This is a genomic window from Streptomyces sp. NPDC079167, assembly GCF_040686735.1.
GTDB lineage: Bacteria > Actinomycetota > Actinomycetes > Streptomycetales > Streptomycetaceae > Streptomyces.
In genome coordinates, this window is the sequence record NZ_JBFBLO010000026.1 from 32,549 (window position 1) to 59,024 (window position 26,476).

The window sequence follows — 26,476 nt, forward strand, 5'->3', positions numbered from 1 at the left end:
CGGTCAAGCGTCCCAGAGCGCGGCCAGCGACAGCAGGTCGCTGCGGTACTCGATGCGTTCCGACCAATCCTTGGGCCAGGCTCCCGCTCCCAGGTGCGCTCCGGCGAACGCGCCCGTGAGGCAGGCGATGGAGTCGGAGTCGCCCCGGGTGCAGGCCGCCCGGCGCAGGGCGGTCAACGGGTCCTCGGGGAAGAGCAGGAAGCAGTGCAGGGCGGTGGCGAGCGCCTCCTCCGCGATCCAGCCGTCGCCGGTCCGCTCGCAGGGGTCGGTCTCGGGCGACGGCCGGCGCAGGGCGTCCTGGAGGTGTTCCAGGACGGCCAGGCACTCGTCCCAGCCCCGGCTGATGAACGCCTCGGGCGAGGCGTCGTGCGTGTACCGCCACAGGTCACCGAGCCACCGGCCCGGATAGCGGCCCCGGTTCTCGTACGCGTAGGAGCGCAGCTGGCCGACCAGGCCGAGCGGTTCGGCCCCCTGGGCGAGGAGGTGGACGGCGCGGGCCGTCAGGTCGGAGGCCGCGAGGGCGGTGGGGTGGCCGTGGGTGAGGGCGGCCTGGAGCTGGGCCGCCCCGGCACGCTGTTCGTCGCTGAGGCCGGGCACGAGGCCGACGGGCGCGACGCGCATGTTGGCGCCGCAGCCCTTGGAGCCGGTCCGGCTGGCCTCCTGCCAGATCCGGTCGCCCTCCAGCAGCGCACACGCCTCCAGGCAGGTGCGGCCGGGGGCGCGGTTGTTGTCGGGTGAGCGGTTCCAGCGCACGAACTCCTGCCGGACCGGGCCCACCATCCGCTCGGGGGTGAGGAGCCCCTGGTCCATGGCGGTCCGTATGCCGCGTCCCAGGGCGAGGGTCATCTGGGTGTCGTCGGTGACGAACGCCGGCTCCGGGAGCCGCATCTCACGCCAGGGCCCGCACTTCGCGAGGATCGCGGGGACGTCGTTGAACTCGGTGGGGAAGCCCAGCGCGTCGCCGAGCGCGAGCCCGGTCAGCGTGCCTGTGGCCGCCTGCTTGGTGAGAATCCGTGTGGGGATCATGACTTCCGTCCTTCAGGGCGTCCTTCCGGGCGCAGCAGTGGTGGGTGCAGGGCGGTAGCGGCACCCGCCCGGTAGAGAGCGGCCGGTTTTCCCCGTCCGCCGGTGCGGCGCGGCGGTCCGTCCACGGCCTGGACGAAGCCGGGCGTGGTGAGGACCTTGCGCCGGAAATTGGGCCGGTCGAGCTCGACGCCCCAGACGGTCTCGTAGACCCCCTGGAGCTCCCCGAGGGTGAACTCGGCGGGACAGAACGCGGTGGCCAGGCAGGAGTATTCGAGCCTGGCGCCGATCCGGTCGTGCGCGTCGGCGAGGATGCGGTCGTGGTCGAAGGCGAGCGGCCCGGCGGCTGCGGTGTCCCACCAGCGGGCGTGGGCGGCGTCCCCGCCGCCCCGCGGTTCGGGGAGGTCGGGCACGAGTGCGGCGTACGCGACGGAGACGACCCGCATCCTGGGGTCGCGGTCCGGATCGCTGTAGGTGCGCAGTTGTTCGAGGTGGAAGGCGCATACGGACTTCTTCGTGAGGCCGGTCTCCTCGGCGAGCTCGCGGCGGGCGGCCTCCTCGGCGGACTCGCGGGGCAGGACGAAGCCGCCGGGCAGCGCCCACCGCCCCTTGTAGGGGGCCTCGCCGCGCTCCACGAGCAGCACGTGGAGCCGCGCTTCGCGGACGGTGAAGACGGCGAGGTCGACGGTGACGGCGAACGGGAAGAAGGCGTGGGGGTCGTACCCCTCGGGTGCGGTGCTCATCGCCGCTCCGGCAGGGGTGCGGTGAAGTGCCAGCCGGTGGCGAGGAGCTCGTCCACGGCGGCGACCGCCGCTCGCAGGCGCTCGTCGCGGTCCCCGGTGATCTCGACGAACGGCCTTCCGGTGCGGGTGAGTTCGGCACGGAAGCGGTCCGTCATCCAGGGCCGCAGCTCCTCGCCGTCGCGCAGTCCGTCGTCCTCGAACGCGACGCCCTCGTGGTCGGTGAGCAGCCAGAGGTGGTGGGTGACCCGGTCGGCGGTCTTCTCGACGAGCGGGTTGCGTCCGCCGATGTAGCGCTCGTGCCAGACGGTGGTGGCGAAGGAGTCGGTGTCGCAGAAGAGCACCGGTGATCCCGCACGCGCGGCGGCGTCCTCCCTGGCGTTCTGCGTCTCGGCGATGAGGGGGAAGTCGTCCGTGGCGAAGGAGACGTCCTCCCACTGGGCGTCCGGCCACCGCTCGCGCAGGGCGGCGAGCTTGGCCTCGCTGAACTCCCGCCCGTACTCGGCGACGTACCGCGTCCGCGCCCATGTACCGCCGCGCCGGCGGTAGTGATCGGCGAGGGCCAGGGCCAGGGTGGTGGTTCCGGTGGACTCGGCGCCGAGGACCACGACCCGGCGCGCGAGCGCGGCCCGCACGGGCGGCTCCAGGTAGTCCCAGCAGCGGGCGGGGTCGGCGCGGACCGCGGTGCCCGAGACGGGGAAGAGGGTGCGGCCGGGGTCGACGAGGACGGATTCCGCGCCGAAACGGCGGGCCAGCTCCCCGCCGTAATCCTCGGAGGTGAAGACGGCGTCGACCCGTTCGGGAACGGCGCCGGTGAACACCTCCATGTGGGCGTCCCAGACGGCCGCGTCGGTGGTGTCCATGGGGATGTCGTCGACGGTCCCCACCACCCGGACGTCCGGGTGCGCCTCACGCATCCAGGCGACCCGGTCGGCGAGCGGTACGGATTCGACCGAGGCGGCGCAGACCAGGACGGTGAGCCGCTCGCAGCGGTCCCGTGCGGTGCGGACGAGGTGGTGGTGGCCGGCGTGCGGCGGATAGAACTTGCCGAGGACCAGTCCGTGCCCGTGGCGCTTCATGCGGGCACCACCATGTCCTCACGCCGGCCCGCGGCCAGGTCGCGGCTCCAGTTGCGCAGCCCGATGAGGCAGAGCGTGAGGAAGCCGACGTACAGCAGGGAGGTGAGGTAGAGCTCCTTGTGGGCGTACAGCGGGATGTAGACCACGTCGGCGGCGATCCACAGCCACCAGGACTCGACCCGTTTGCGGCACTGCCCGTACGTCGCCATGAGCGACAGGGAGGTGGTCAGCGCGTCCCAGAACGGCACGGTCGAGTCCGTGGCCCGGGAGAGCAGCAGGGTGAGGCCGAGGGTCCCCGCCACCCCCGCCGCGAACAGCCAGGTCCACTCGGTGCGGGTGGTGCTCCGCACCGGCAGGACGGATGTTCCTGGTCCACCCCCGTGGGTCCAGGTCCACCAGCCGTACGCGGCGAGGGAGATGAAGACGATCTGCAGGCCGGCGTCGGCGTACAGACCGGACTGGGCGAACAGCAGGATGAAGAACAGGTTGTTGGCGATGCCGATCGGCCAGTTGGCGAGGTGCTGGCGGGCCACGAGCCAGACGCACAGCGCGCCGCTGCCGAAGCCCAGCACCTCGGTCCAGCTGACCGGGGTGTCCAGGACCGTCACCAGGGGCTGCTGCAGGGGATCGAGTACGTCCGCGAGCGTCACGCCGCCTCCTTCTTTATGGTCAGTATGACTATAAAGAAGAATCGCCGGTCGCAAAAGGCCCGCGGCCGGTTCCTGTTCGAAAAAATGAACGAGGAACCGGCCGCGGGCCGTTCGGTGCGGGGCGCGGGTTACAGACCGACCTCGCGCATCAGCATGCCGACTTCGGTGTTGGTCAGGCGGCGCAGCCAGCCCGACTTCTGGTCGCCCAGCGGGATCGGTCCGAAGGACGTCCGCACGAGGCGCTCGACCGGGAAGCCGGCCTCGGCCAGCATCCGGCGGACGATGTGCTTGCGGCCCTCGTGGAGCGTGACCTCGACGAGGTAGTTCTTGCCGGTGTTCTCGACGACCCGGAAGTGGTCGGCGCGGGCGTAGCCGTCCTCCAGCTGGATGCCGTCCTTGAGCCGCTTGCCGAGGTCGCGCGGGAGCGGGCCCTGGATGGCGGCCAGGTAGGTCTTCTTCACGCCGTACCGGGGGTGCGTCAGACGGTGGGCCAGGTCACCGTGGTTGGTGAGCAGGATGATGCCCTCGGTCTCGGTGTCGAGCCGTCCGACGTGGAACAGCCGCGTCTCGCGGTTGTTCACGTAGTCCCCGAGGTTCTGGCGGCCGTCCGGGTCGCCCATGGTGGAGACGACACCGGCGGGCTTGTTCAGCGCGAAGAAGAGGTACGACTGGGTCGCGACGGTCAGGCCGTCGACCTTGATCTCGTCCTTCTGCGGGTCGACGCGCTTGCCCTGTTCGAGGACGATCTCGCCGTTGACCTCGACACGGGCCTGCTCGATCAGTTCCTCGCACGCCCGGCGTGAGCCCATGCCGGCCCGGGCGAGGATCTTCTGCAGACGCTCGCCCTCCTGCTCGGCACCCGGGTTGGTCCTGGGGGTCCTGATCTCGGGCTTGCCCGCGTACCGGTCACGGTTGCGCTGCTCGATCTTGGCGTCGAGCTCACGGGGGCGGGAGGGGGCGCCGACACGGCGTCCGCCCTTGGTCACCTTCTGTGCGGGCTTCGGGCCGCCCTTGGCCCCTCCGCGTGCCGCCGCGCCGCGGCCCTTGCGGGCACCGCCGTCGCCGCCCGGCTTGTCGGCGCCCACGTCGTAGCGGCGCTCCTCGGGACGGGGCCGGCGGGGGCGCTGCTCCTCCTGCTTGTCGTCGCGCCCCGAGCCGGAAACCCGGGGGTTCGGGTTGCTGTTCCTGCCGCTGCCGCTGGTGTTCCTTCCGGCACCGCTCCTGCCGCCGCCGCTCCTGGAGCCGCCACCGCTCCTGTTGCCGCTGCCGTTGTTGCTGCCACTGCTTCGCATCAAAAGTCCGTCTTGTCGTCTGCGTGAGTTTCCGGGGTGTCCGGTGCGTCCGGATCGAACGACGGCACACCCTCTAGCGTCTCAGCCTCGATCGCGTCCGCCTCCGGGAGGAAGGGCGCGAGCTCCGGGAGCTCGTCCAGGCCTCGCAGGCCCATGCGCTCCAGAAAGTAGTTCGTCGTCCTGTACAGGATCGCACCTGTTTCGGGTTCCGCGCCCGCCTCCCCGACGAGACCCCTCTGGAGCAGGGTCCGCATGACGCCGTCGCAGTTCACCCCGCGTACCGCCGAGACCCTCGACCGGCTGACCGGCTGACGGTACGCGACCACCGCGAGCGTCTCCAGCGCGGCCTGGGTGAGCCGGGCGTGCTGGCCGTCCAGGACGAAGCCCTCGACCGCTTCCGCGTACTCCGGACGCGTGTAGAAGCGCCAGCCCCCGGCGACGAGCCGCAGGTCGAATCCGCGCCGCTGGACGGTGTACTCGTCGGCCAGCTCCCGCAGGGCGTCCGCGACGGCCCTGCGGGGCCGCTGGAGGACCTTGGCGAGGTGCTCCTCGGTGGCGGGCTCGTCGACGACCATGAGGACCGCCTCCAGCGCGGGCTTGAGGTCGAGCCCGGCAACCAGGGCGCCCTGCCCCTCGTCGTCTGTACTCATGCCTGTACGTCCTCCTGCGGCTCGCGCGTCTCCTGGTCGAACTCGTCCGTGACCACCGGCTCCGCCCCCTCGCCCCCGGCCCAGCGCACCAGGAGGTCACCGAGCGCCTCCTCCTGGTCGAGCGTGACGGCCTTCTCCCGGTACAGCTCCAGGAGCGCCAGGAAGCGGGCGACGACGGTGAGGGTGTCGTCCGCGTCCTCGGTGAGCTCACGGAAGCTGATCTCGCCCTCCGCGCGCAGCCGGGCGACCACGATCTCCGCCTGTTCGCGCACGCTGACCAGGGGGGCGTGGATGTGGTCGACGTACACCTGCGGCTTGGGTCTGGGCTGCATCGCCTTCACCGCGAGACGCGCGAACCCTTCGGGGCCGATGCTGATCACGACCTCGGGCAGCAGCTCCGCGTGCTGGGGTTCGAGCCCCACGGTGCGCGGGCAGCGGCGGGACTCGGACTCCAGCCGGTCGCTGAAGATCTCCGCGATCCTCTTGTACGCGCGGTACTGCAGCAGTCGCGCGAAGAGCAGGTCCCGTGCCTCCAGGAGGGCCAGGTCGGCCTCGTCCTCCACCTCGGCGGTGGGGAGCAGCCGGGCGGCCTTCAGGTCGAGCAGGGTCGCCGCGACGACGAGGAATTCGGTGGTCTGGTCGAGGTCCCAGTCCGTTCCCATGGCCCGGATGTGTGCCATGAACTCGTCGGTGACCTTCGACAGGGCGACTTCGGTCACATCGAGCTTGTGCTTGGAGATCAGCTGGAGGAGCAGATCGAAGGGGCCCTCGAAGTTGACCAGCCGCACGGTGAACCGCCGGTCGGCGCCTGCCGCCTCCCCGGTGTCGTCCGCGTCGGGCGCGACGGCCACCGGAACCGCCTCGGGACGGCTCTCCACGGGCCCGTCAGCGGCCGGCGGGGCCGTCGGCGCCTCCACGGCCGCCGCGGGCCCGCTCGGTGCTTCCACGGCCGTCACGGGCCCGGTCGGGGCTTCCCCGGCCGCTGCCGGCCCGGCAGGAGCCTCCGGGGCCGCGTACGGGGCCCCGGGCGCCCGGGCGGGCCGTGTCCCCGGCCCGCGGCCGAGGGCACGGCGGGTCGGGCGGGGCGTGTCGTCGGCAGTCGGCATGCGCTGGGGTCCAGGGGTGCGGCGGGAGGCGGGCGGTGGGCCCCGGGGCGGGGCCGTCCGTACGGCGGCCCTCCCCCGGCAGGCTACCGGCGCCGCGCCGGTCAGCGGCCCCGCAGTCTCCGTACGAGGATGCTCGCGTCGCCGCGCGACTCCAGGTCGGCCAGCACCACGGCGACCGCTTCGCGGACGATGCGCCCGCGGTCGACGGCCAGCCCGTGTTCGCCGCGCAGCACGAGGCGCGCGTGCTCGAGGTCCATCAGTTCCTCGGCCGACACGTAGACGGTGATCTTCTCGTCGTGGCGCTCACGGCCACTGGGCCGCCGGTTGGCTCCCCGGCCGCCCCCGCGTCCACGTTGCGGCTGGACGGTGGCGGACGTCCCGGTCTGCTCCTGCCCGGGCGCGGTACGGGCCCGGGGCGGCGCGGTCCGGCCCCGGTCGTCCCCGTCGGCGCGGCTGCGGGAGCCACCGCCGTCGGCGTCCGCCGCGGAGTGCTCCTCCTGGGAGGCCCCGGCGGGCGTGTCGCCGCTTCCCGGAGTGGCGCCCTGGCCGGTGTCCGGCGCTGCCGAATCGCTTCCTCCGGCCGGTGCGGGAACCCGCGCCTCGCCGTTCGCCTTGCGTCGCCGCTCGGCGGGGGACGAGCCCTGGAGACCCATGCCCCCGGTGGTACGGAACAGCTCGTCGGCCCCCGGCAGACTCACTCGGCGTGACACCGGGCGAGCACCTCCCTGGCGAGCTGGCGATAGGCGGCGGCACCGACGGAGTTCGACGCGTACGTCGTGATGGGCTCACCGGCGACCGTGGTCTCCGGGAAGCGCACCGTACGTCCGATGACGGTGTGGTAGACGTGGTCGTCGAATGCCTCGACGACACGGGCGAGCACCTCACGGCTGTGCACCGTGCGGGAGTCGTACATCGTGGCCAGGATGCCGTCCAGCTCCAGTTCGGGGTTGAGCCGCTCCTGGACCTTCTCGATGGTCTCGGTGAGCAGCGCCACACCACGCAGCGCGAAGAACTCGCACTCGAGCGGGACTATCACCTTGTGAGCCGCCGTCAGGGCGTTCACGGTGAGCAGGCCGAGCGACGGCTGGCAGTCGATCACGATGTAGTCGTAGTCGGCCATCAGCGGCTTGAGGGCGCGCTGCAGCGTCGACTCACGGGCCACCTCGCTCACCAGCTGCACCTCGGCGGCCGAGAGGTCGATGTTGCTGGGGAGCAGGTCCATGTTGGGCACGGCCGTCTTCAGCAGCACGTCGTCGGCCGCCATGCCCCGCTCCATGAGCAGGTTGTAGACGGTGACGTCGAGCTCCATCGGGTTGACCCCGAGGCCGACGGACAGGGCTCCCTGCGGGTCGAAGTCGACGAGCAGGACGCGGCGGCCGTACTCGGCGAGCGCGGCACCCAGGTTGATGGTCGACGTGGTCTTGCCGACGCCGCCCTTCTGGTTGCACATCGCGATGATCTTCGCGGGGCCGTGGTCCGTCAGGGGACCTGGAATCGGGAAGTACGGCAGCGGCCGGCCGGTCGGGCCGATCCGCTCGCGGCGCTGGCGGGCGGCGTCGGGCGCGAGGGTGGCCGCGTACTCCGGATCGGGCTCGTATTCGGCATCGGGGTCGTAGAAGTGCCCCTCGGGCACCTCGGCGAAGTCGGCGAAGTGGGAGGTCTCTCGGCCACTTTCGTTGCCGGCCATGGCGTTCACGTGTAGGCCGTCCATCATCTGGGGGGCTGTCGTCATGTGCTGGTGGGTGGCGAAGGTGCGGACAGCGACGGAGCCGACAGCTTCGAGCCCGATCGGGCTCAGACCCCGTGCGGGCATCCCTGGTTGACCACCCCCAGGAGTAATTGTCGACTCATTCACAAGTCGTCTTACCTCCTTGGATGTGACCAGGAAACTTATCGATAGGTCAGCGTGGCACCATGCCGACGATTGGCGACTCTATGGCGTGTCACCGGTTCGCAGCAACACAATCCACCGGACCCGGCCCCGTGTGTCGGCAATCGAACACCCCTCTGTCAAGAGCACGGAGCGCCCGGGGCGCACCTTTCGCGGGGGTGCAAAACGGGTCGAGGGTTACGTCTCAGGCGAGTTGGTCCGGGCCCTCTCATGCGTCCGGCCGGGCCTTGCTGGGCAAGGTCCGGCCGGACGTGTGAGGTTGACGGAGAGGGTTGACCGCTCAGCCGAGAAGAGCGCTCAGTTCGACGTGGTCGAGGCCGTGCGCCTCGGCCACCTCGCGGTAAACCACCTGACCGTCATGGGTGTTGAGACCCTTGGCCAGTGCGGCGTCACGGCGCAGGGCATCGGCCCAGCCCCGGTTCGCGAGCTCCAGGATGTAGGGCAGCGTGGCGTTGGTGAGCGCGTAGGTGGAGGTGTTCGGCACGGCGCCCGGCATGTTCGCGACGCAGTAGAAGACCGAGTTGTGGACCATGAAGGTCGGCTCGGCGTGCGTCGTCGGATGCGAGTCCTCGAAGCAGCCTCCCTGGTCGATCGCAATGTCGACAAGAACACTTCCGGGCTTCATCTTCGCGACGAGCTCGTTGGTGACCAGCTTCGGCGCCTTCGCGCCCGGGATCAGCACCGCGCCCACGACGAGGTCGGCCTCGACGACGGCCTTCTCGAGTTCCAGGGCGTTGGAGACGACCGTCCGCACCTTCGTGCCGAAGATCTTGTCGGCCTCGCGCAGCTTGTTGATGTCCTTGTCGAGCAGCGTGACGTGGAAGCCGAGCCCGACGGCGATCTGCGTGGCGTTCCAGCCGGAGACCCCGCCGCCGATGACGACGGCCCGCGCCGCCCCCGTGCCGGGGACCCCGCCGGGGAGCACACCGCGCCCGCCGACCGAGCGCATCAGGTGGTACGCGCCGACCTGCGGGGCGAGGCGCCCGGCTACCTCGGACATCGGGGCGAGCAGCGGCAGCGCGCGGTTCGCGGTCTCGACGGTCTCGTACGCGATGGCGGTCGTGCCCGACTCCAGCAGGGCGTCCGTGCAGGCGCGGGAGGCGGCGAGGTGCAGGTACGTGAAGAGCGTCTGGCCCTTGCGGAGGCGGTGGTACTCCTCGGCGACCGGCTCCTTCACCTTGAGCAGCAGGTCGGCGGCGACCCAGACCTCGTCGGCGGTGGGCAGGATCCGCGCGCCGGCGGCGACGTACTCCTCGTCCGGGATGGACGATCCCTCGCCGGCGTGCTGCTCGACGAGGACCTGGTGGCCGTGGCGCACGAGCTCATGCACTCCGGCAGGGGTGATCGCCACCCGGAACTCGTTGTTCTTGACTTCGCGGGGGATGCCGACCTTCACGTCGATCACGGTCCTTGACTCGGAGGCTGGCTGGGCATAGCGGGACATACCCGCATGAACCAAGCATAAAGGGGGACACCACAGAGATCTGCGGCAGAGCCATCATTAATGAAGGACTTCCCGCTGTCCAGCCTTACAAAGCATTAAGTTTTGTTCGAAGCACTACGGATTTCGTAGGTAGAGCCCTCGTCACCGAGCAATCTGTCGGCCGTCGCCCGGTGCAGCCGGGCCGCCGCCGGGTCCCCGAGCCGGTCCAGCGTGTCCGCCAGCCTGAGCTCCAGCGCGGCCTGGAGACGGGCGTCACCCGCCCTGCGGGCCAGGTCGACCGCCTCCCGGCAGGTGTGCAGCGACTCCTGGGGCCTGCCCGCGTACTCCTGCACCCGTGCGGCCTCGCTGAGCGCACGCGCCTGCGCCGGGAGGTCCCCGAGCCTGCGGTGGCCTGCCGCCGCCGCACGCCAGTTGCGCAGCGCCTCGCCGTACCGGCCGGCGTAGGTGTGGACCGCGCCGAGCCGGCCGTACAGCCGCGCCGCGTCGGCCCGCTCCCCCTGCGTGAGCCGCTGCGCAAGCGCCCGGCCGTACCAGTCGGAGGCCCGGTTGAAGTCCCCGAGCTCGGCGTACGCGCCGCCTGCGGATTCCATCGCCCTGCCGGTCGCGTAGAGGTCGTTCGCCGCGCGTCCGGCGTCCAGCGCCGCCCGGTAGCGGGCCAGCGCCTCCCGCGTGCGCCCGGTCCTGGCGTCCAGATCGGCGAGGTTGAGCAGGGCGGCGGCCTTCTCCCGGGGCAGGTCCCGGCGCTCGGCCACATCGAGGACCAGCCCGTGCAGCCCGTAGAGCACGGGAGCCGCCTCCTCGGTGCCCCGGTGCACGGCGAGGGCGCGGACGAGGGCGGCCACCAGCCGGCGGGCGAGCGTGTCCAGGTCGCCTTCGCGCACGGCGGCGCGGGCGGAGGCCAGCAGCGCCGGCTCGCGGATCCGCAGCCACTCGGCGGCGTTCTCCGGGCTGGGGAAGCGCAGCGAGCGCGGCAGTCCGGCGAGCCGGCGGCGGGCCGGGGAGTCCTCGGGGTCGGTGACCGCACGGCAGGCCTGGAGCCGGCGCACGGTCCGCTCCAGCATCCTGGCCCGGGCGAGCTGGATCTCGGCGGGCCGCTCCCGCTCCTCCAGCACGGCGCGGACCAGCGGGACGAGGCAGCCGGGCATCTCGTACTCGGGCTGCTCGGCACCGTTCGACCCGAGCAGCCCGAACCTGACGAAGTCGTCCAGCGTCGTCTGCGCCGCCGATACGGAGCACCCGGCCAGGGCCGAGGCGGTGTGGGCGTCGGCCAGCCCGGCGGGGGCGAGTGCGAGCAGCCGCAGTATCCGGGCGGAGGCCGGTGGCAGCGACTCGTGGACCAGCCGGAAGGCCCGGGTCAGCGGCCGGCCGCCGGCGGGCTGTTCCGGGCCGTCCTGCTGGTCGCGCAGTTGCTTGGCGACATCGGCGACCGAGGCGCCGGGCCGGGCCGCGAGCCAGCCGGCGACCAGGGTCAGGGCTGCGGGATGTCCGCCGCACTCCTGCGCGAGTGTCTCGGCGGTCCGCGGGTCGACCGTGATGCGGACCTGGCCGATGGCGCGGGCGAGCAGCTGCACGGCGGATCCCGCGTCCAGCCCGCCGATGGTGCAGGGGCGGACGCCCGGGATGCCGGTGAGGGGGCCGGTCGCGGTGGCGACGACCAGGCAGTCGGGGTTGTCGGGGAGCAGCGGGTCGACCTGCTCGGCGTCGACGGCGTCGTCGAGCAGGATCAGGGCACGGCGTACGGCGAAGGCCTCGCGGACCATCTCGGAGAGCTCGTCCTCGTCCGCTCCGGGCGGTGCGGTGACACCGAGCAGGTCCAGGAGCGCGCGTGCGGTGCGCTCCGTGGGGACGCGCTCGCCCCCGGGTTCGGTGAGCGGGACCCGGAACACGCCGTCGGGGTAGTCGCCGGGTTCGGCCAGCCCGCGGGCGAGCTCGGCGGCCAGTGCCGTACGTCCGGATCCGGGCCGGCCGGCGATCAGGAGGACCCGTGCGCGGGCGGCCTTGCGGCCCGCCAGGGTGTCCAGGCCCGCCCGCTCGATGTCTTCCCGGAGGGCCTTCAACTCCCGTGCACGGCCGAAGAACTGAGTGGTGGTCACGTCCGGCGGCACTCTGGTTCCCGCCGTCCCCGCCACTGGGGCCGGGCCGCTGGTGTCCACCGCCTGATCGGTCACGGGCCACGCTCCACTTCGCTGCACGCGGTTGCCCGCCGGAAGTCCGGTCGGGGCCTTTCGAGCGTAGTTCAGTGCTGCGGGCGATCACGGCCGAGCGTGGCGGACACGTCCCTCGATCGGATCAGCGTTTCGTACGATCGGCCCACGATCGGCCCGGTATGCGGACCGGTATGCGGACCGGTATGCGGACCGGTATGCGGCCCGCCCTCGGGAGGGCGGGCCGGCCGGGCCGGGTCAGGCCTCGAACGGGCGGGCCGGCCAGGGCGCCTCGGCCGGGCGCAGCGAGTCCACCCCGTCGCCGGCGAGGACCGCGGTGAGCGACAGGACACCCACGACCAGGCAGTTGTTGTGCAGGTCACCGGCGAGCACGCCCCGCACGAGCTCATCGAGGGGCACGCGTGCCATCTCCATGTCCGCCTCCTCCTCGGCGACCTCGAAGCGTTCACCCTCGGCCTCGGAGAGGTCACGGGCGAGGAAGATGCGCACGGCTTCGTCGCAGCCGCCCGGTGTGGTGTAGACGTCGGTCAGCACCCGCCAGTCCTCGGCCTTGACGTGCGCCTCCTCGTAGAGCTCGCGCTGCGCGGCGTGCAGCGGGTTCTCGCCCGGGACGTCGAGCAGCCCCGCCGGGATCTCCCACAGCTTGTGGCGCACCGGGTGCCGGTACTGCCGCAGCACGAGCACCCTGCCGTCCGCGTCGAGCGCGAGGACGGCCACCGAGCCGGGGTGGACCTGGTAGTCGCGGCTGTGGACGCTTCCGTCGGGCATCACGACGTCGTCGGTGCGGACGCTGGTCTTGTTACCGGTGAAGGGCGTCACCGTCGCGGTGACCTGCCACTCCTCGGGCGTGTCCTGGAAACCCATGTACGTCCTCCCACGAACAAACAGAAACCGGGGCACGCGTCCCGTGAGGGACCCGTACCCCGGTCAACCGTATCGCCTTACGCGTCGGCGCCGGGCGTCCGCGCTGCCGCGACCTTGCGCTCCACGGCGGCCTTCACCAGGCCGGCGAAGAGCGGGTGGGGGCGGGTGGGGCGGGAGCGCAGCTCCGGGTGCGCCTGGGTGGCGACCAGGTAGGGGTGCGTCTCACGCGGGTACTCGACGTACTCGACGAGCTTGTTGTCCGGGGAGGTGCCCGAGAAGACCAGTCCGGCCTTCTTCTCCAGCTCCGCGCGGTAGCCGTTGTTGACCTCGTAGCGGTGGCGGTGGCGCTCCTCGACGTACGGCTCGTCGGCGTAGGCCTCGCGGACCAGGGAGCCCTCGGCGAGCTTCGCCGGGTACATGCCGAGCCGCATGGTGCCGCCCAGGTCGCCCGCGCCCTCGACGTACGCGAGCTGCTCCTCCATCGTCGAGATGACGGGGTGGGCCGTGGCAGCGTCGAACTCGGTGGAGTTGGCGTCGGCGATCCCGGCGAGGTTCCGCGCGGCCTCGATCACGATGCACTGGAGGCCGAGGCAGAGGCCGAGCAGCGGCACCTTGTTCTCGCGGGCGTACTGGATGGCGCCGACCTTGCCGATCACACCGCGCTCGCCGAAGCCGCCGGGGATGCAGACGGCGTCGACGTCACCGAGCTGCTTGCGGGCGCCGGCCGGGGTCTTGCAGTCGTCGGAGGCGACCCACTTGACCTTGACGCGTGCCTTGTTCGCGAAGCCGCCGGCCCGGATGGCCTCGGTGACCGAGAGGTAGGCGTCGGGCAGGTCGATGTACTTGCCGACCAGGGCGACGGTGACCTCGTGGTCCGGGTTGTGGACACGGTCCAGCAGGTCGTCCCAGGTGGTCCAGTCGACGTCGCGGAACGGCAGGTCGAGCTTGCGGACGACATAGGCGTCCAGGCCCTCGGTGTGCAGCACCTTGGGGATGTCGTAGATCGACCGGGCGTCCTTGCAGGCCACCACGGCGGTCTCGTCGACGTCGCACATCAGCGAGATCTTGCGCTTGATGGCGGTCGGGACGTCGCGGTCGGCGCGCAGCACGATGGCGTCCGGCTGGATACCGATGTTGCGCAGGGCGGCGACGGAGTGCTGGGTGGGCTTGGTCTTCAGCTCGCCGGAGGGGCCGATGTAGGGCAGCAGCGAGATGTGCACGACGAAGACGTTGTCGCGGCCCACCTCGTGGCGGACCTGGCGGACCGTCTCCAGGAAGGGCAGCGACTCGATGTCGCCGACCGTCCCGCCGACCTCGGTGATGACGACGTCCACGTCGTCGGTCGCCATGCGGCGGATGCGGTGCTTGATCTCGTTGGTGATGTGCGGGATGACCTGGACGGTGTCGCCGAGGTACTCGCCGCGCCGCTCCTTGGCGATCACGGTGTTGTAGACCTGGCCGGTCGTGACGTTGGCCGAACCGTCGAGGTCGACGTCGAGGAAGCGCTCGTAGTGGCCGATGTCCAGGTCGGTCTCGGCGCCGTCGTTGGTGACGAACACCTCACCGTGCTGGAAGGGGTTCATCGTGCCGGGGTCGACGTTGAGGTAGGGGTCGAGCTTCTGCATGGTGACCCGCAGGCCACGTGCCTTCAGCAGGGCACCCAGGCTGGAGGCAGTCAGACCCTTGCCGAGGGAGGAGGCGACACCCCCGGTGACGAAGATGTGCTTGGTCGTCGTGGATGTGGGCTGCATAGCCAAAGGGGGCTCCCGTGGTCGCGATCGTGAGGTGCGTGCCGGCATGCCGACGAAGATTTTCTTCGGGCGCCGTCGCTGCGGTTCGGGGGCCTCGTCCACTGTCGGGACGACCACCGGTCCACGGGCTACCAGGGTAACAGCGACGAGGGGAGGCCGCTTCCGGCCATGCCCCTCCGGCGCGGACACAAGATCACCACGTCCGTTTCAGGTCCCACCCATTCGCCCGTGACAGGCGACGGACAACTGCTGGACAGTCGCGCGGAACCCCCGGGTGCGTCGTATCCTGCTCGGACACTCGCTGCCGAGTTGGCCGGCCCAGCGGCTCCACCCCAGCCCGCTCACCCGCGCAAGAGCTCGTCGGTTCTATTACAACGACCCCTTGACCAGCAGTAAGCGCCCTGCGGGGCGACATGGCCGTTCGACTGGAGACGCACGTGGCCGGGCGCATCGAGGATTACGCACTCATCGGAGACATGCAGACCGCAGCCCTGGTCTGCCGGGACGGCACAGCGGACTGGCTGTGTCTGCCCCGCTTCGATTCACACGCGATTTTCGCCGGACTTCTCGGTACCGAGGAGCACGGCTTCTGGAGGCTGGGACCTGCCCGTCCTGAGGGGGCGGAGCCGCCGGCGGCGGACCGCCGCCGCTACCGCGGCGATTCGCTCATCCTGGAATCGGAGTGGGACACCCCCCGCGGCACGGTCCGCGTGACCGATTTCATGCCGCCGCGCGACGGTGCCCCCCAGCTGATCCGCATCGTGGAGGGCGTGAGCGGCCGGGTGCCGATGCGCTCCGAGCTGCGGATGCGTTTCAGCTACGGCCGGGTCACCCCCTGGGTGCACAAGGTCGACAGCCGTACGGTCGCCGTCGCGGGGCCCGACTCGGTGTGGCTGGACACGGACGCGGAGACGTACGGCCAGAACCTGACGACGTACTCCGACTTCACGGTGGCCCCCGGCGACCGGATCGCGTTCACCATCAGCTGGCAGCCCTCGCACCACGAGCCGCCGAGCGTGCCGGAGCCGGAGTCCTCCCTCGAGGCGACGGAGAGCTTCTGGCGCGAGTGGGTCGAGCAGTGCACGTACCACGGCCCCTACCGGGAGGCCGTGGTCCGCTCGCTGATCACGCTCAAGGCGCTCACCTACGCCCCGACCGGCGGCATCGTGGCCGCGCCGACCACCTCCCTGCCGGAGGACATCGGCGGCTCCCGGAACTGGGACTACCGCTACACCTGGCTGCGGGACGCCGCGATCACGCTCTCGTCCCTGCTGCGCACCGGGTACCGCGAGGAGGCCCGCGCCTGGCGCGAGTGGCTGCTGCGGGCCGTCGCGGGCGACCCGGAGAACCTGCAGATCATGTACGGCATCGCGGGTGAGCGTGAGCTCGGCGAGGCGGAGCTGGACTGGCTGCCCGGGTACGAGAACTCCGGCCCGGTCCGGGTCGGCAACGGCGCGGCGAACCAGCTGCAGCTCGATGTGTACGGCGAGGTCACCGAGGCGCTGCACCTGGCGCACATGACGGGGCTGACCCGCAACGACTACGCCATGGGCCTGCAGCTCAAGCTGATCAGCTATCTGGAGAAGCACTGGGACGAGCCGGACGAGGGCATCTGGGAGGTGCGCGGGCCGCGCCGGCACTTCGTGCACTCGAAGGTGATGGCGTGGGTCGCCGTCGACCGCACGATCAAGCTCATCGAGTCGGGGGACGCGGAGGGGCCGCTGGAGCGGTGGCTCCAGCTGCGTGACGACATCCACCGCGATGTCTGCGAGCGGGGTTACGACCCCGAGCGCAACACCTTCACCCAGTCCTACGGCTCGCAGGAGCTGGACGCGTCCCTGCTGCTGATTCCGCAGATGGGCTTCCTGCCGCCCGACGACAAGCGCGTCATCGGCACGATCGAGGCGATCCAGCGGGAGCTCTCCACGGAGGACGGCTTCGTCCTGCGCTACCCCACCGAGGGGGACGACGCGGGTGTCGACGGTCTGGAGGGCGACGAGGGCGCGTTCCTGGCCTGCTCGTTCTGGCTGGCGGACGACCTGGCGATGATCGGCCGGGTCGACGAGGCCCGCCGGCTCTTCGAGAAGCTGCTGTCGCTCCGCAACGACCTGGGCCTGCTGGCCGAGGAGTGGGACTCCGGGCTCCAGCGCCAGGTGGGCAATTTCCCGCAGGCGTTCAGCCATGTGCCGCTGATCGACACGGCGCTGCGGCTGACGGCCAGCGGGGCGTACGTCGGGTGATCCGGAGGGTGTGACGGGGTCCGGTGGGACGGCCGGCTTCCACGGCCGGACCTACGATGGAAGGGCCCTGTCACGCCTTGCGAAGGGGGCACGCCATGACGCCCCGCACCTCGGCTCCGGAGTCCGCTCCGGCCGGTCTCCGCTCCGGTTTCGCCGGCGCGGTCCTCGTCCCCGGTGACCCGGGATACGACGAGGCCCGGACCGTCTTCAACAGCATGATCGACCGCAGACCCGCGGTGGTGGCCCAGTGCGCCTCCGAGGCGGATGTCGCGCGGGCGCTCCGCTCCGCACGCGAGGAGGGCCTGGAGGTCGCCGTGCGCGGGGGCGGTCACAGCGTGGCGGGCATGGCCCTGAGCGAGGGCGGTCTGGTGATCGACCTTCGCCGGATGCGCACGGTGGAGGTCGACCGGGACGCCCGCTCGGCCCGCGTCGGCGGCGGAGCCACCATGGGCGATCTGGACCGGGCCACCCAGCCGTACGCCCTGGCGACCACGGGCGGGCGGGTCTCGACCACCGGTGTCGGCGGTTTCACGCTCGGCGGCGGATCGGGATGGCTGGAGCGGGCCTTCGGACTGGCCTGTGACAATCTGCTGGCCGCCGAACTGGTCACGGCCGACGGCGACTCCGTACACACGAGCGCCCAGGAGAACCCGGAGCTGTTCTGGGCCCTGCACGGCGGCGGCGGCAATTTCGGGGTGGTCACCTCCCTGACGCTGCGGCTCCACGAGCTGCCGGCGATGAGCATGGCGCTGCTCCTCCTGCGCCCGGAGAACGGCCCGGAAGCGGTCCGTACGTACCGGGACGTGATGGAGTCCGCCCCGGACGCGACGGGCGGTGCCTGCATCTACATCACCGGGCCGCCCGAGGAGTGGGTGCCCGGGGACCTGGTGGGCCACCTCGTCTGCGCGGTCCTGGTCACCCACGCCGGCACGGAGGCGGAGCTGCGCGAGGTCGCGGCGCCGCTGCTGGCGCTGGAGCGCGAGGCCGAGGTGATCGGTCCGGTCGACTACGCGGACCTGCAGTGCATGCTCGACGACCCGCCCGGCATGCGGAACTACTGGTCGGCGGAGTATCTGGACGGCTTCCCCGACGAGGCCGCGGCCGCCTTCTGCGCCGGTGCGGCCACCATGCCCGTCCCCTCCGCCTCACAGCACGTGCTGTTCCCGATGGGCGGCGCGGTGGCCCGGGGGCCCGCCGGCTACCCGGTGCCCTGGCGCTCCTCCCCCTGGGCGGTGCATCCGTTCGGCGTCTGGGAGAGGGAGGCGGACGACGAGCGGGGCAGGGAGTGGGTACGCCGGGTGCGCGGGGCGGTCATGCCGTGGGCGAGCGGCGCCGTCTATCTGAACTTCATCGGGCGGGAGGGCCAGGAGCGGGTCGTCGCGGGCTTCGGGGAGCAGGCCTACGAGCGGCTGTCCCGGGTCAAGGCACGCTACGACCCGGACAACGTGTTCCATCTGAACCACAACGTCAAGCCGGCCGTGGCAGCGGTGTGACGCGCCGGGCCGGGGGCCGGTAACTTCCTGACCGGGGGCGTTCCCGCCCCCCGGACGGGCACGAGCGCATACGCGCCGATACGGAAGCACGAGGCCGGAGCCGGTGGAGACAGAGGGCGGGATCACCGTGCGGCGGGCGCTGGAGCTGCCGGGGCTGCGCGCCGGACTGCCGGAGGTGCTGACCTGCGCGGACCGGCTGGACCGGACGGTGCGCTGGGTGCACGCCGGGGAGGCGCCGAACATCCCCGCGCTCCTCAAGGGCGGGGAACTGCTGCTCTCCACGGGCCTCGGCCTGGGTTCCAGGCCCGCCGACCAGCGTGCCTACGTCCGCAAGCTGGCCGACCGCGGTATCGCCGCGCTGGTCGTGGAGCTCGGGGCGCGTTTCGAGCGGCTGCCGACGGCGATCGTGGAGGCGGCGAGGACGGCGGGGCTGCCGCTCGTGCAGCTGCACCGTGAGGTGCCGTTCGTGGCGGTGACCGAGGAGATCCACACCGAGATCGTCAACGGCCACTACGCCCTGCTCCAGCGGGCCGAGGAGGTCCACCGGCGCTGCACCCGGGCGGTGCTCGGGGGCGGCGGGGTGCCCCAGGTCCTGGGCATCCTGGCGGAATTCGCCGCGAACCCGGTCTTCCTGGAGACCCCGGACGGCCGGCTGCTGTTCGCCGCGGGCGCCGGGCCGGTGGGCGCCGATCCGCTGCAGGTCTGGGAAGGGCTGCGCGGGGCCCGTGCGGCCCGTGAGGCGCCACCGGCCGGCGCACTGTTGGTGGAGGTGCCGGGAGGTGGCCTCGGGGCCGGTTCCGTACGGGCCCGGCTGGTGCTGCTCGCGGTGTCGGGCCCGCTGGTGACGGTGCACCGGATGGCGGCCGAGCGGGCGGCGGGCATCCTGGCGGTCGTGCTGATGCAGGCCCGTCAGGAGGACGAGGTGGCGGCACGGGGACGCGGCGACTTCCTCACGGATCTCGCCGAGGGCCGGATCGCTCCCGGGGACGCTCCCGCGCAGGCCGGTGTGCTGGGCTTCCGGCCCGGCGGGGATCCGCTGCTGCCGGTGGTGATGAGGCTCGCGCCCGAGCCGGCGCCGTCGGGCAGCTGGGCGCTGCTGGCCCGGGCCGTGACGGAGGAGCTCGCGAAGGTGGGCGCGCCGGTGCTGGTGGGGGTGCGCCCGGTGGAGGGCAGGGTCCCGCTGCTGCTGGCGCTGCGCCCGGGGACCACCCGTGCGGCGCTCGGCGACCGGGTGGCGGCCGCGCTGCGGGCCGGAGCGGGGCGGGCGGGCCTGGAGCGGGCCGGTGACCGCACCCCGGTCGTCGTGGTGGTCGGGGCCGCGGGCGGCTGGGCGGCGGCGGGCGCGGGGCTGCGGCACGCGGCGGAGGCGGCCACTGCCGCGCAGGGGCTCGGGGAGCGCCCCTGGTACGACGCGCGCAGCCTGGACATCGATCTGCTGCTGTGGCGGCTGCGGGACCATCCGGATCTGGCGTCCTTCGTGGACCGGGCGATCGGCCCGCTGCGCGAACACGACCGCACCTCGCGTCCCGCCCTGCTGCCCACCCTGGAGGCCTACCTCGCCCACGCGGGCCGCAAGGCGGAGGCCGCGCGCGAGCTGCATCTGAACCGGCAGACGCTCTACAACCGGCTGGCCCGCATCGGTGAACTGCTCGGCACGGACCTGGACGACCCGCAGGCGGTGCTCGCCCTGAGCCTGGCTCTGCGCGCCCGCCGCCACACGCTTCAGTAGACCGTCACCTGCTGCGCCAACTCGTCGTAGACGGAGAGCACATGGGCGACGGTGTCGTCCTCGGTCGGCCAGCCGGCGGCCTGTGCGCGCCCCGAGTCGGCGAGCCGCTCCCGTCGCCCGGGGTCGCCGAGGAGTCGTACGACGGCTCCGGCCAGCGCGTCCGCGTCCCCGTAGGGCACGAGCTCGGCTGCCTCGCCGACGAGCTCGGGCACCCCGTCGGCCCGGGCCGCGACCAGCGGGACGCCGAGCCGCAGGGCCTCCTGGGCGAGCAGCGGCCCGCCCTCGCCGCGGCCGGACAGCACGGCGACGTCGGCGGCGGCGAGGAGCTCACCGATGCCGTCCGCGCCGGTGAGGACGACGGGCAGCCCCTCCGCGGCGATCCGCCGCCGGAGGGCGCCGGTCCGGGGGCCCTCCCCCGCTACGGCCAGCAGCGGCACGGGGTCCAGCGCACGCCATCCGCGCGCGGCGTCCAGCAGTGTCCCGTGGTCGTGCTGTGCCACCGACACCAGCAACGGCCTCCCGACCGCGCCGAGTTCGGCGCGCGCCTTGCCCTCGTCGGGGGCGTACGCGAAGCGGCTCGCCGGGATCGCGGCCGGTGCCAGCCGGGCGTCCCTGGCGCCCCGGCGGCGGGCCCGGTCGACCAGCTCCCAGGAGGTGCCCAGGACGACGGCGGCCGCACGGGCGGCCCTGCGCTCCAGCAGCCGCAGCAGCCTGCCGCGGGCCCCGTCGGCGTGGGTGCGCGTGTGCCAGGTCACGACCAGGGGAACGCCCCGGCCGCTGAGGGCGATCCGGGCGCGTACGGCGGCGTGCAGTCCGTGGGCGTGGACGATGTCCGCCCCGGTGCAGGCGGTGCGGAGGGCGGCGACGGCCGCGGGGTCGCTGCGCCGGGGCACCGCGACGAAGCGGGCGCCCGTCGCGGGGAGGCCGTGGGTGCGGCCGGCGCCGGCCGGGGCGCAGACGGTGACCTGCACGCCTCTGGCGATCAGACCTGCGGCGAGCGAGCTGACATGAGCGCTGCTTCCGGCACCGCCGCCCAGGACTTGGACCGTACGCAGCTGTGACACGTTGATTGGCTCCCGGGGATCCCGAGTCGGTGGAAAGTACAGCGCCAAGGATGCCAGTCCGTACGCACGTTCCGGGACTGACGAAACGTTGTTCCCGTCGTCGCGTCGAAGGCCGGGCCGCCCGCCTCACCCGTACGAGTGAGGCGGGCGGCGCGGGGCTGACGGCGGCGGGTCGTCAACCGTCCGCTCGCGCGGTCTCCAGCAGCTCCTCGGCGTGTGCCCGGGCGGTCTCGGAGTCCTCCTGGCCTGCGAGCATCCGGGAGAGTTCCCGCACCCGGTCCTCACCTTCGAGGACCGTGACGCCGCTCCTGGTCACCGATCCGTCCACGGTCTTCTCGACCAGCAGCTGCCGGTCGGCGAAGGCCGCCACCTGCGGCAGGTGGGTGACCACGACGACCTGCGCCGACCTGGCGAGCTTCGCCAGCCGCCGGCCGACCTCGACGGCCGCCTTGCCGCCGACGCCCGCGTCGACCTCGTCGAAGAGGTACGTCGGCACGGGGTCGGAGCCCGCGAAGACCACCTCGACCGCGAGCATCACCCGGGACAGCTCACCGCCGGAGGCGCCCTTGGCGATCGGCCGGGGCTGGGCGCCGGGGTGCGGCGCCAGCAGGAGTTCCACCTCGTCGGCGCCGGAGGGCCCGTAGAGCACGCTGCGGCCGCCGATGTCGATGCCGGACCCCTCGTCGGGCGCCTCGGTCTGCCTGATGGCGAAGGAGACCCTGGCGTGCGGCATGGCGAGCGAGGCCAGCTCCTCGGTGACGGCTTCGGCGAAGCGCGCCGCCGCCTCCGTCCGCGCGTCGGTCAGCTCCTGGCCGAGGGCGGACAGCTCGGCGCGCAGCGCGTCACGCTCCGCCGTGAGCTCACCGATACGGTCGTCGTCGCCCTCGAGTTCGGTCAGCCGGGAGGCACCGTCCTCGGCCCAGGCGAGCACGGAGGCTGTGTCCCCACCGGCCCGGCCGTACTTCCGGGTGAGCGTGGTGAGCGCCGCGCGCCGTTCCTCCACGGCCGCGAGCCGCAGCGGGTCGGCGTCGAGCTGGTCGGCGTATCCGGCGAGCTCCCCGGCCACGTCGGCGAGCAGGATCGAGATCTCGCCGATCCGGTCGGCGAGCGCGGCGAGCGCCGGGTCGTGGGCCCTTACGGCGTCCAGGGACTGTCCTGCGGCCGCCACCACCGTGGTGGCGTCCACGCCTTCCGGGTCCTCCGGGTTCCCCGCGAGCGCCGCGTGGGCGAGAGCGGCGGCGGAGGCGAGCGCCTCGGCGTGGCCGAGCCTCTCGGCCTCCGCGGCGAGTTCGGTGTCCTCGCCGGGCAGCGGCTCCACGGCGGCGACCTCGTCGAGGCCGAAGCGCAGCAGATCCGCCTCCTGGGCGCGCTCCCTGGCCCGGGTGGTCAGCTCGTCGAGCTCGGTGACGACCGCGCGGAGCCGACGGTAGGCCGCCGCGTACTTGGTGTGCGGGCCCTCGACGCCGCCCCCGGCGTAGCGGTCCAGCGCCTGGCGCTGCCGTGCGGGCTTGAGCAGCCCCTGCTGGTCGGTCTGGCCGTGCACGGCGACGAGTTCGTCGGCGAGCTCGGCGAGCAGCCCCACGGGCACGGATCTGCCCCCGAGATGGGCCCGGGAGCGCCCTTCGGCCGAAACGGTACGGCTGATGAGCAGCGCACCGTCCTCGATCTCGCCCCCGGCCTCCTCGGCGCGCACCGCGGCCGCGTCGCCCCGGGACACCGTGATCCGCCCCTCGACGACCGCGGCCTTGGCACCGACCCGCACCAGGGCGGGGTCGGCGCGCCCGCCGAGCAGCAGCCCGAGGCTGGTGACGACCATGGTCTTGCCCGCGCCGGTCTCGCCCGTCACCGCGGTGAAACCGGGTGACAGCTCCACCACCGCGTCGTCGATGACTCCGAGCGACCGTATCCGCATCTCCTCCAACACGGACATGACCTTACGAGGTCCGGGGCCCGGTGTGCGACGGGCCCCGGTGGAGGATTCACTCACGCGGGTGTGAACAGCGGCCCGCGAATTCAGTGCGGAGCGCCCCGCCAGCCCTGTACGGGCAGTGCGAACTTGGCCACCAGACGGTCGGTGAACGACGCCTGGTGCAGCCGCGCGAGCCGTACGGGCACCGCGCCGCGCCGCACCTCCACCCTGGCCCCCGCGGGCAGCTCGACCGTCCGCCGGCCGTCGCACCACAGCACCCCGTGCGGGGTGTGCGGCTGGACCTCCACGGCCAGCACCGAGTCGGGCGAGGTCACCAGGGGCTTCGCGAACAGCGCGTGGGCGCTGATCGGCACCATGAGCAGTGCCTCGACCTCCGGCCAGACGACGGGGCCGCCCGCCGAGAAGGCGTACGCGGTCGAGCCGGTCGGGGTGGCGCAGACGATCCCGTCACATCCGAAGCCGGTCACCGGACGGCCGTCGATCTCCAGGACCACTTCGAGCATCCGCTCGGGCGAGACCTTCTGGACGGCGGCCTCGTTGAGCGCCCAGTCGGTGTGCACGACGTCGCCGTTGCTGTGCACGACGACGTCGAGCGTCATCCGCTCCTCGACCTGGTAGGCCCGGGTGACGACGCGGTCGACGACCTGGTCCAGGTCGTCACGCTCGGCCTCGGCGAGGAAGCCGACCCGCCCGAGGTTGACCCCGAGCATCGGCACGCCGGAGGCACGGGAGATCTCGGCTCCGCGCAGCAGCGTCCCGTCCCCGCCGAGCACGATCAGGAGTTCGCAGCCGTCCACGGCCGCGGTCGTCGCGTCCGTGACCGTGACCACGGACGAGGGCAGCGGCAGGTCCTGCGCCTCCGCGGCCAGCGCCCGGACGCCGAGGCCGTTGCGCAGCAGCCCCTGGACGACGAGTTCGGCGCTGCGGATCGCGGCCGGGCGGCCGGTGTGCGCGAGCAGGAAGACGGTGCGTTCCGCGTTCCCTGGTTGTGCCGCTTGTGTTGTCAACGGGGCCCCTCCGCCACTGCGCGGTCGACGTCCGCGGGATCCAGCTCAGGTGCGCCGGCCCGCAGCCACAGAAAATACTCGACGTTTCCCGACGGGCCCGGCAGCGGGCTCGCCGTGACCCCCAGGACACCGAGGCCGAGCAGACCGGCCCGTCGCGCCACTTCCCGTACGGCTTCGGCCCGGAGCTCGGGGCTGCGGACCACACCGCCGCTGCCGAGGCGTTCCTTGCCCACCTCGAACTGCGGCTTGACCATCAGCACCAGGTCGGCGCCGGGGGCGGTGCAGCGGGCGAGGGCGGGCAGGACGAGGCCGAGCGGGATGAACGAGAGGTCTCCCACCACCAGGTCCACCGGCTTTCCGTCGATCTGCTCCACCGTCAACTCGCGTACGTTGGTACGGTCCTTGACGGTGACGCGTTCATCGGACTGCAGGGACCAGGCGAGCTGTCCGTAGCCGACGTCCACCGCCACGACATGTCCCGCGCCGGCCCGGAGCAGCACATCGGTGAAGCCCCCGGTCGAGGCCCCCGCGTCCAGTGCCCGCCGGCCTTCGACCTTCAGGCCCAGGGGCTCGAAGGCGGCGAGGGCGCCCGCGAGTTTGTGCCCGCCGCGCGAGACGTACTCGGGGTCGCTGTCGTCCTTGACGACGACGACGGCGGCGCTGGTCTCGACCTGGGTGGCCGGCTTGGTCGCGGTGTTCCCGCCGACGGTCACCCGCCCCGCCGCGATCAGCTGGCTCGCGTGTTCGCGCGAGCGGGCGAGCTTGCGGCGCACCAGCTCGGCGTCGAGGCGGCGACGTGCCACTCCTGCCACTTCTCGTTCAGCTCCTGTTGTCGTGCGCGGGTGTCGGTGCGGGTGCGGGCCGTGCGTCCAGCGCGGTGAGTTCGTCACGCAGCCCACGGTGTACATCCTCGTACACCTCGGTGTGGCCGTCCGCCGCGAGGTGGTCGGCGTCGGCCAGCCGCTCCAGCCGCGCGTCGACACCGGCGTGCCCCGTGGGGGTGCGTGCGATGCCGAGGGGTGCGGGCGGGGCGGGGTCGAAGGCGGGCGCGGGAGGCGCCGCGTCCGCTTCGGCCGCCTCACCCTGCTGCGTCGTGTCCGGCCCCGGCATCCAGTCGCTCATGCGGGAACGCTACCCCGAAGGGCCGGTGTACCGTCGGTGACGATGGCGACCATGGCGGAGTGCCGCAGCGCACTCGACACACTTTCCGACAATCTGGCGGGGGCGGACGGCGACGTCCGCGGCGCCGCCGACCTCGACCGCTCGCTGAGCTGCCACATCAGGGATCTCGATGTGACGTTCACCGGACGGCTGGCGAACGGCCGGATCCGGGTGCTCGACACGCACGACGGCCCGCCCCTGGAGAAGGCCGAGATCCGTCTCGCCATGACCGGGGACGACCTGGTGGCCATGGTCGACGGCGAGCTGAACTTCGCGAAGGCCTGGGCGTCCGGCCGGGTGCGGCTGGAGGCCGGCTTCCGCGATCTGCTGAAGCTCAAGTCGCTGCTGTGACCGGCGGCGGCCTCAGACGGAGGCCGCCCTGCGCTTGCGGCGGGCGGCGGGGACCACGAGCGGCGTCCCCGTCTCCGGGTCCTCGATGACCTGGCACCGCATCCCGAAGACCTCCTCCACGAGCTGCGCGGTGACGACGTCACCGGGCGCGCCCTCGGCGATGACCGCGCCCTCGCGCATGGCGATGAGGTGGGTGGCGTACCGGGCGGCGTGATTGAGGTCGTGGAGCACGGCGACGAGTGTGCGGCCCTGCGTCTCGTGGAGCTCCGCGCAGAGGTCGAGCACGTCGATCTGGTGCTGGATGTCGAGATACGTCGTCGGCTCGTCCAGCAGCAGGAGCGGGGTCTGCTGGGCCAGGGCCATGGCGATCCAGACCCGCTGGCGCTGGCCGCCGGACAGTTCGTCGACGTAACGGTCGGCGAGCTCGCCGACACCGGTCGACTCCATGGACTCCTTCACGATCCGCTCGTCCTCGGGTGACCACTGGCGCAGCAGCCCCTGGTGGGGGTAGCGGCCACGTGAGACGAGGTCGGCGACGGTGATGCCGTCCGGGGCTATGGAGGACTGGGGCAGCAGGCCGAGCGTCCTGGCGACCTTCTTCGCGGGCATCCGGTGGATGGACTGCCCGTCCAGCAGCACGTCCCCCGCGTTCGGCTTCAGCATCCGGGAGAGGGCGCGCAGCAGGGTCGACTTGCCGCACGCGTTGGGGCCGACGATGACGGTGAACGAGTTGTCGGGGATCTCGACCGAGAGGTCCTCCGCGATGACCCGCTGGTCGTAGCCGAGGGTCACCGAGTCCGCGGTGAGGCGCTGCATGGTCGTACTCCCGGAGTCGGTGGGATGGGT

At 72.4% G+C, this 26,476-nt stretch carries 23 protein-coding genes; 4 read left to right on the forward strand and 19 right to left on the reverse strand.

Features of this window, described 5'->3' with window-relative positions:
- Window positions 1-3: 3 nt before the first annotated feature.
- From AB0P41_RS34000 to AB0P41_RS34060, 13 genes are all read right to left on the reverse strand, one after another.
- Window positions 4-1,026: an ADP-ribosylglycohydrolase family protein gene (locus tag AB0P41_RS34000; protein ID WP_365935982.1), complete on the reverse strand. Its 1,023-nt coding sequence runs from the start codon at window positions 1,024-1,026 to the stop codon at window positions 4-6.
- A complete protein-coding gene (locus tag AB0P41_RS34005; RefSeq protein ID WP_365935983.1) occupies window positions 1,023-1,766 on the reverse strand; it encodes an NUDIX domain-containing protein in 744 nt (247 codons plus the stop codon). The genes AB0P41_RS34000 and AB0P41_RS34005 overlap by 4 nt, the downstream gene beginning before the upstream one ends.
- Entirely contained in the window at window positions 1,763-2,842 is a 1,080-nt protein-coding gene (locus AB0P41_RS34010; protein WP_365935984.1) for an AAA family ATPase, read from the reverse strand. Before AB0P41_RS34010 ends, AB0P41_RS34005 begins: the two co-directional genes overlap by 4 nt.
- Window positions 2,839-3,492 (reverse strand): nicotinamide riboside transporter PnuC, encoded by a 654-nt coding sequence (gene pnuC / locus AB0P41_RS34015; RefSeq protein WP_356716258.1) that lies wholly within the window; start codon window positions 3,490-3,492, stop codon window positions 2,839-2,841. Before pnuC ends, AB0P41_RS34010 begins: the two co-directional genes overlap by 4 nt.
- Window positions 3,493-3,620: 128 nt before the next feature.
- Window positions 3,621-4,784: a pseudouridine synthase gene (locus AB0P41_RS34020; protein ID WP_356716260.1), complete on the reverse strand. Its 1,164-nt coding sequence runs from the start codon at window positions 4,782-4,784 to the stop codon at window positions 3,621-3,623.
- Window positions 4,784-5,434 (reverse strand): SMC-Scp complex subunit ScpB, encoded by a 651-nt coding sequence (gene scpB / locus AB0P41_RS34025; protein WP_356716261.1) that lies wholly within the window; start codon window positions 5,432-5,434, stop codon window positions 4,784-4,786. The genes AB0P41_RS34020 and scpB overlap by 1 nt, the downstream gene beginning before the upstream one ends.
- Window positions 5,431-6,540 carry a ScpA family protein gene (locus AB0P41_RS34030; RefSeq protein WP_365935985.1) on the reverse strand — a complete coding sequence of 370 codons (1,110 nt, stop codon included), beginning with the start codon at window positions 6,538-6,540 and terminating at the stop codon, window positions 5,431-5,433. The genes scpB and AB0P41_RS34030 overlap by 4 nt, the downstream gene beginning before the upstream one ends.
- Before the next feature lie 101 nt (window positions 6,541-6,641).
- Window positions 6,642-7,250, reverse strand: coding sequence for a hypothetical protein (locus tag AB0P41_RS34035; protein WP_356716265.1), 609 nt, complete (start codon window positions 7,248-7,250; stop codon window positions 6,642-6,644).
- Window positions 7,235-8,353: a ParA family protein gene (locus AB0P41_RS34040; RefSeq protein WP_356716267.1), complete on the reverse strand. Its 1,119-nt coding sequence runs from the start codon at window positions 8,351-8,353 to the stop codon at window positions 7,235-7,237. The genes AB0P41_RS34035 and AB0P41_RS34040 overlap by 16 nt, the downstream gene beginning before the upstream one ends.
- A 358-nt stretch (window positions 8,354-8,711) precedes the next feature.
- Window positions 8,712-9,827: an alanine dehydrogenase gene (gene ald, locus AB0P41_RS34045; protein ID WP_365935997.1), complete on the reverse strand. Its 1,116-nt coding sequence runs from the start codon at window positions 9,825-9,827 to the stop codon at window positions 8,712-8,714.
- A 143-nt stretch (window positions 9,828-9,970) separates the two neighbouring features.
- Entirely contained in the window at window positions 9,971-12,043 is a 2,073-nt protein-coding gene (locus tag AB0P41_RS34050) for a tetratricopeptide repeat protein (protein WP_356716269.1), read from the reverse strand.
- Window positions 12,044-12,277: 234 nt separating this feature from the next.
- Window positions 12,278-12,904: an NUDIX hydrolase gene (locus AB0P41_RS34055; protein ID WP_365935986.1), complete on the reverse strand. Its 627-nt coding sequence runs from the start codon at window positions 12,902-12,904 to the stop codon at window positions 12,278-12,280.
- Between the two features lie 77 nt (window positions 12,905-12,981).
- The gene (locus AB0P41_RS34060; protein ID WP_356716273.1) at window positions 12,982-14,655 is read right to left on the reverse strand and encodes a CTP synthase; all 1,674 of its coding nucleotides are present in this window, start codon (window positions 14,653-14,655) and stop codon (window positions 12,982-12,984) included.
- Window positions 14,656-15,092: 437 nt separating this feature from the next.
- On the opposite strand from AB0P41_RS34060, the gene AB0P41_RS34065 reads away from it, so the two are divergent.
- The 3 genes from AB0P41_RS34065 to AB0P41_RS34075 all read left to right on the forward strand — a co-directional run bounded on the left by AB0P41_RS34065 (window position 15,093) and on the right by AB0P41_RS34075 (window position 20,117).
- The gene (locus tag AB0P41_RS34065) at window positions 15,093-16,895 is read left to right on the forward strand and encodes a glycoside hydrolase family 15 protein (protein WP_356716302.1); all 1,803 of its coding nucleotides are present in this window, start codon (window positions 15,093-15,095) and stop codon (window positions 16,893-16,895) included.
- Between the two features lie 95 nt (window positions 16,896-16,990).
- Window positions 16,991-18,388 carry an FAD-binding oxidoreductase gene (locus tag AB0P41_RS34070; protein WP_365935987.1) on the forward strand — a complete coding sequence of 466 codons (1,398 nt, stop codon included), beginning with the start codon at window positions 16,991-16,993 and terminating at the stop codon, window positions 18,386-18,388.
- Window positions 18,389-18,491: 103 nt separating this feature from the next.
- Window positions 18,492-20,117 carry a PucR family transcriptional regulator gene (locus tag AB0P41_RS34075; protein WP_365935988.1) on the forward strand — a complete coding sequence of 542 codons (1,626 nt, stop codon included), beginning with the start codon at window positions 18,492-18,494 and terminating at the stop codon, window positions 20,115-20,117.
- On the opposite strand, the gene AB0P41_RS34080 is transcribed toward AB0P41_RS34075, so the two are convergent.
- From AB0P41_RS34080 to AB0P41_RS34100, 5 genes are all read right to left on the reverse strand, one after another.
- Window positions 20,111-21,181: a glycosyltransferase family 4 protein gene (locus AB0P41_RS34080; RefSeq protein ID WP_365935989.1), complete on the reverse strand. Its 1,071-nt coding sequence runs from the start codon at window positions 21,179-21,181 to the stop codon at window positions 20,111-20,113. The genes AB0P41_RS34075 and AB0P41_RS34080 overlap by 7 nt on opposite strands.
- Before the next feature lie 175 nt (window positions 21,182-21,356).
- Window positions 21,357-23,111 carry a DNA repair protein RecN gene (gene recN / locus AB0P41_RS34085; protein WP_365935990.1) on the reverse strand — a complete coding sequence of 585 codons (1,755 nt, stop codon included), beginning with the start codon at window positions 23,109-23,111 and terminating at the stop codon, window positions 21,357-21,359.
- Between the two features lie 83 nt (window positions 23,112-23,194).
- Window positions 23,195-24,118 (reverse strand): NAD kinase, encoded by a 924-nt coding sequence (locus AB0P41_RS34090; protein WP_356716281.1) that lies wholly within the window; start codon window positions 24,116-24,118, stop codon window positions 23,195-23,197.
- Window positions 24,115-24,930 (reverse strand): TlyA family RNA methyltransferase, encoded by an 816-nt coding sequence (locus tag AB0P41_RS34095; RefSeq protein ID WP_356716283.1) that lies wholly within the window; start codon window positions 24,928-24,930, stop codon window positions 24,115-24,117. The genes AB0P41_RS34090 and AB0P41_RS34095 overlap by 4 nt, the downstream gene beginning before the upstream one ends.
- Before the next feature lie 7 nt (window positions 24,931-24,937).
- Window positions 24,938-25,228, reverse strand: coding sequence for a hypothetical protein (locus tag AB0P41_RS34100; protein WP_356716303.1), 291 nt, complete (start codon window positions 25,226-25,228; stop codon window positions 24,938-24,940).
- 54 nt (window positions 25,229-25,282) lie between these two features.
- Between AB0P41_RS34100 and AB0P41_RS34105 the strand changes: the two genes are divergently transcribed.
- Window positions 25,283-25,630 carry an SCP2 sterol-binding domain-containing protein gene (locus AB0P41_RS34105; RefSeq protein ID WP_365935991.1) on the forward strand — a complete coding sequence of 116 codons (348 nt, stop codon included), beginning with the start codon at window positions 25,283-25,285 and terminating at the stop codon, window positions 25,628-25,630.
- A gap of 12 nt (window positions 25,631-25,642) precedes the next feature.
- On the opposite strand, the gene AB0P41_RS34110 is transcribed toward AB0P41_RS34105, so the two are convergent.
- Complete coding sequence (locus AB0P41_RS34110) at window positions 25,643-26,446, reverse strand: ABC transporter ATP-binding protein (protein WP_365935992.1); 804 nt, start codon at window positions 26,444-26,446, stop codon at window positions 25,643-25,645.
- Window positions 26,447-26,476: the final 30 nt, after the last annotated feature.

Coding starts and splice junctions, on each gene's coding strand:
- AB0P41_RS34000 (WP_365935982.1), bottom strand. CDS start 1,026: ATGATCCCCACACGGATTCTCACCAAGCAGGCGGCCACAGGCACGCTG.
- AB0P41_RS34005 (WP_365935983.1), bottom strand. CDS start 1,766: ATGAGCACCGCACCCGAGGGGTACGACCCCCACGCCTTCTTCCCGTTC.
- AB0P41_RS34010 (WP_365935984.1), bottom strand. CDS start 2,842: ATGAAGCGCCACGGGCACGGACTGGTCCTCGGCAAGTTCTATCCGCCG.
- AB0P41_RS34020 (WP_356716260.1), bottom strand. CDS start 4,784: ATGCGAAGCAGTGGCAGCAACAACGGCAGCGGCAACAGGAGCGGTGGC.
- scpB (WP_356716261.1), bottom strand. CDS start 5,434: ATGAGTACAGACGACGAGGGGCAGGGCGCCCTGGTTGCCGGGCTCGAC.
- AB0P41_RS34030 (WP_365935985.1), bottom strand. CDS start 6,540: ATGCCGACTGCCGACGACACGCCCCGCCCGACCCGCCGTGCCCTCGGC.
- AB0P41_RS34040 (WP_356716267.1), bottom strand. CDS start 8,353: ATGCCCGCACGGGGTCTGAGCCCGATCGGGCTCGAAGCTGTCGGCTCC.
- AB0P41_RS34055 (WP_365935986.1), bottom strand. CDS start 12,904: ATGGGTTTCCAGGACACGCCCGAGGAGTGGCAGGTCACCGCGACGGTG.
- AB0P41_RS34060 (WP_356716273.1), bottom strand. CDS start 14,655: ATGCAGCCCACATCCACGACGACCAAGCACATCTTCGTCACCGGGGGT.
- AB0P41_RS34070 (WP_365935987.1), top strand. CDS start 16,991: ATGACGCCCCGCACCTCGGCTCCGGAGTCCGCTCCGGCCGGTCTCCGC.
- recN (WP_365935990.1), bottom strand. CDS start 23,111: ATGTCCGTGTTGGAGGAGATGCGGATACGGTCGCTCGGAGTCATCGAC.
- AB0P41_RS34100 (WP_356716303.1), bottom strand. CDS start 25,228: ATGCCGGGGCCGGACACGACGCAGCAGGGTGAGGCGGCCGAAGCGGAC.
- AB0P41_RS34105 (WP_365935991.1), top strand. CDS start 25,283: ATGGCGACCATGGCGGAGTGCCGCAGCGCACTCGACACACTTTCCGAC.
- AB0P41_RS34110 (WP_365935992.1), bottom strand. CDS start 26,446: ATGCAGCGCCTCACCGCGGACTCGGTGACCCTCGGCTACGACCAGCGG.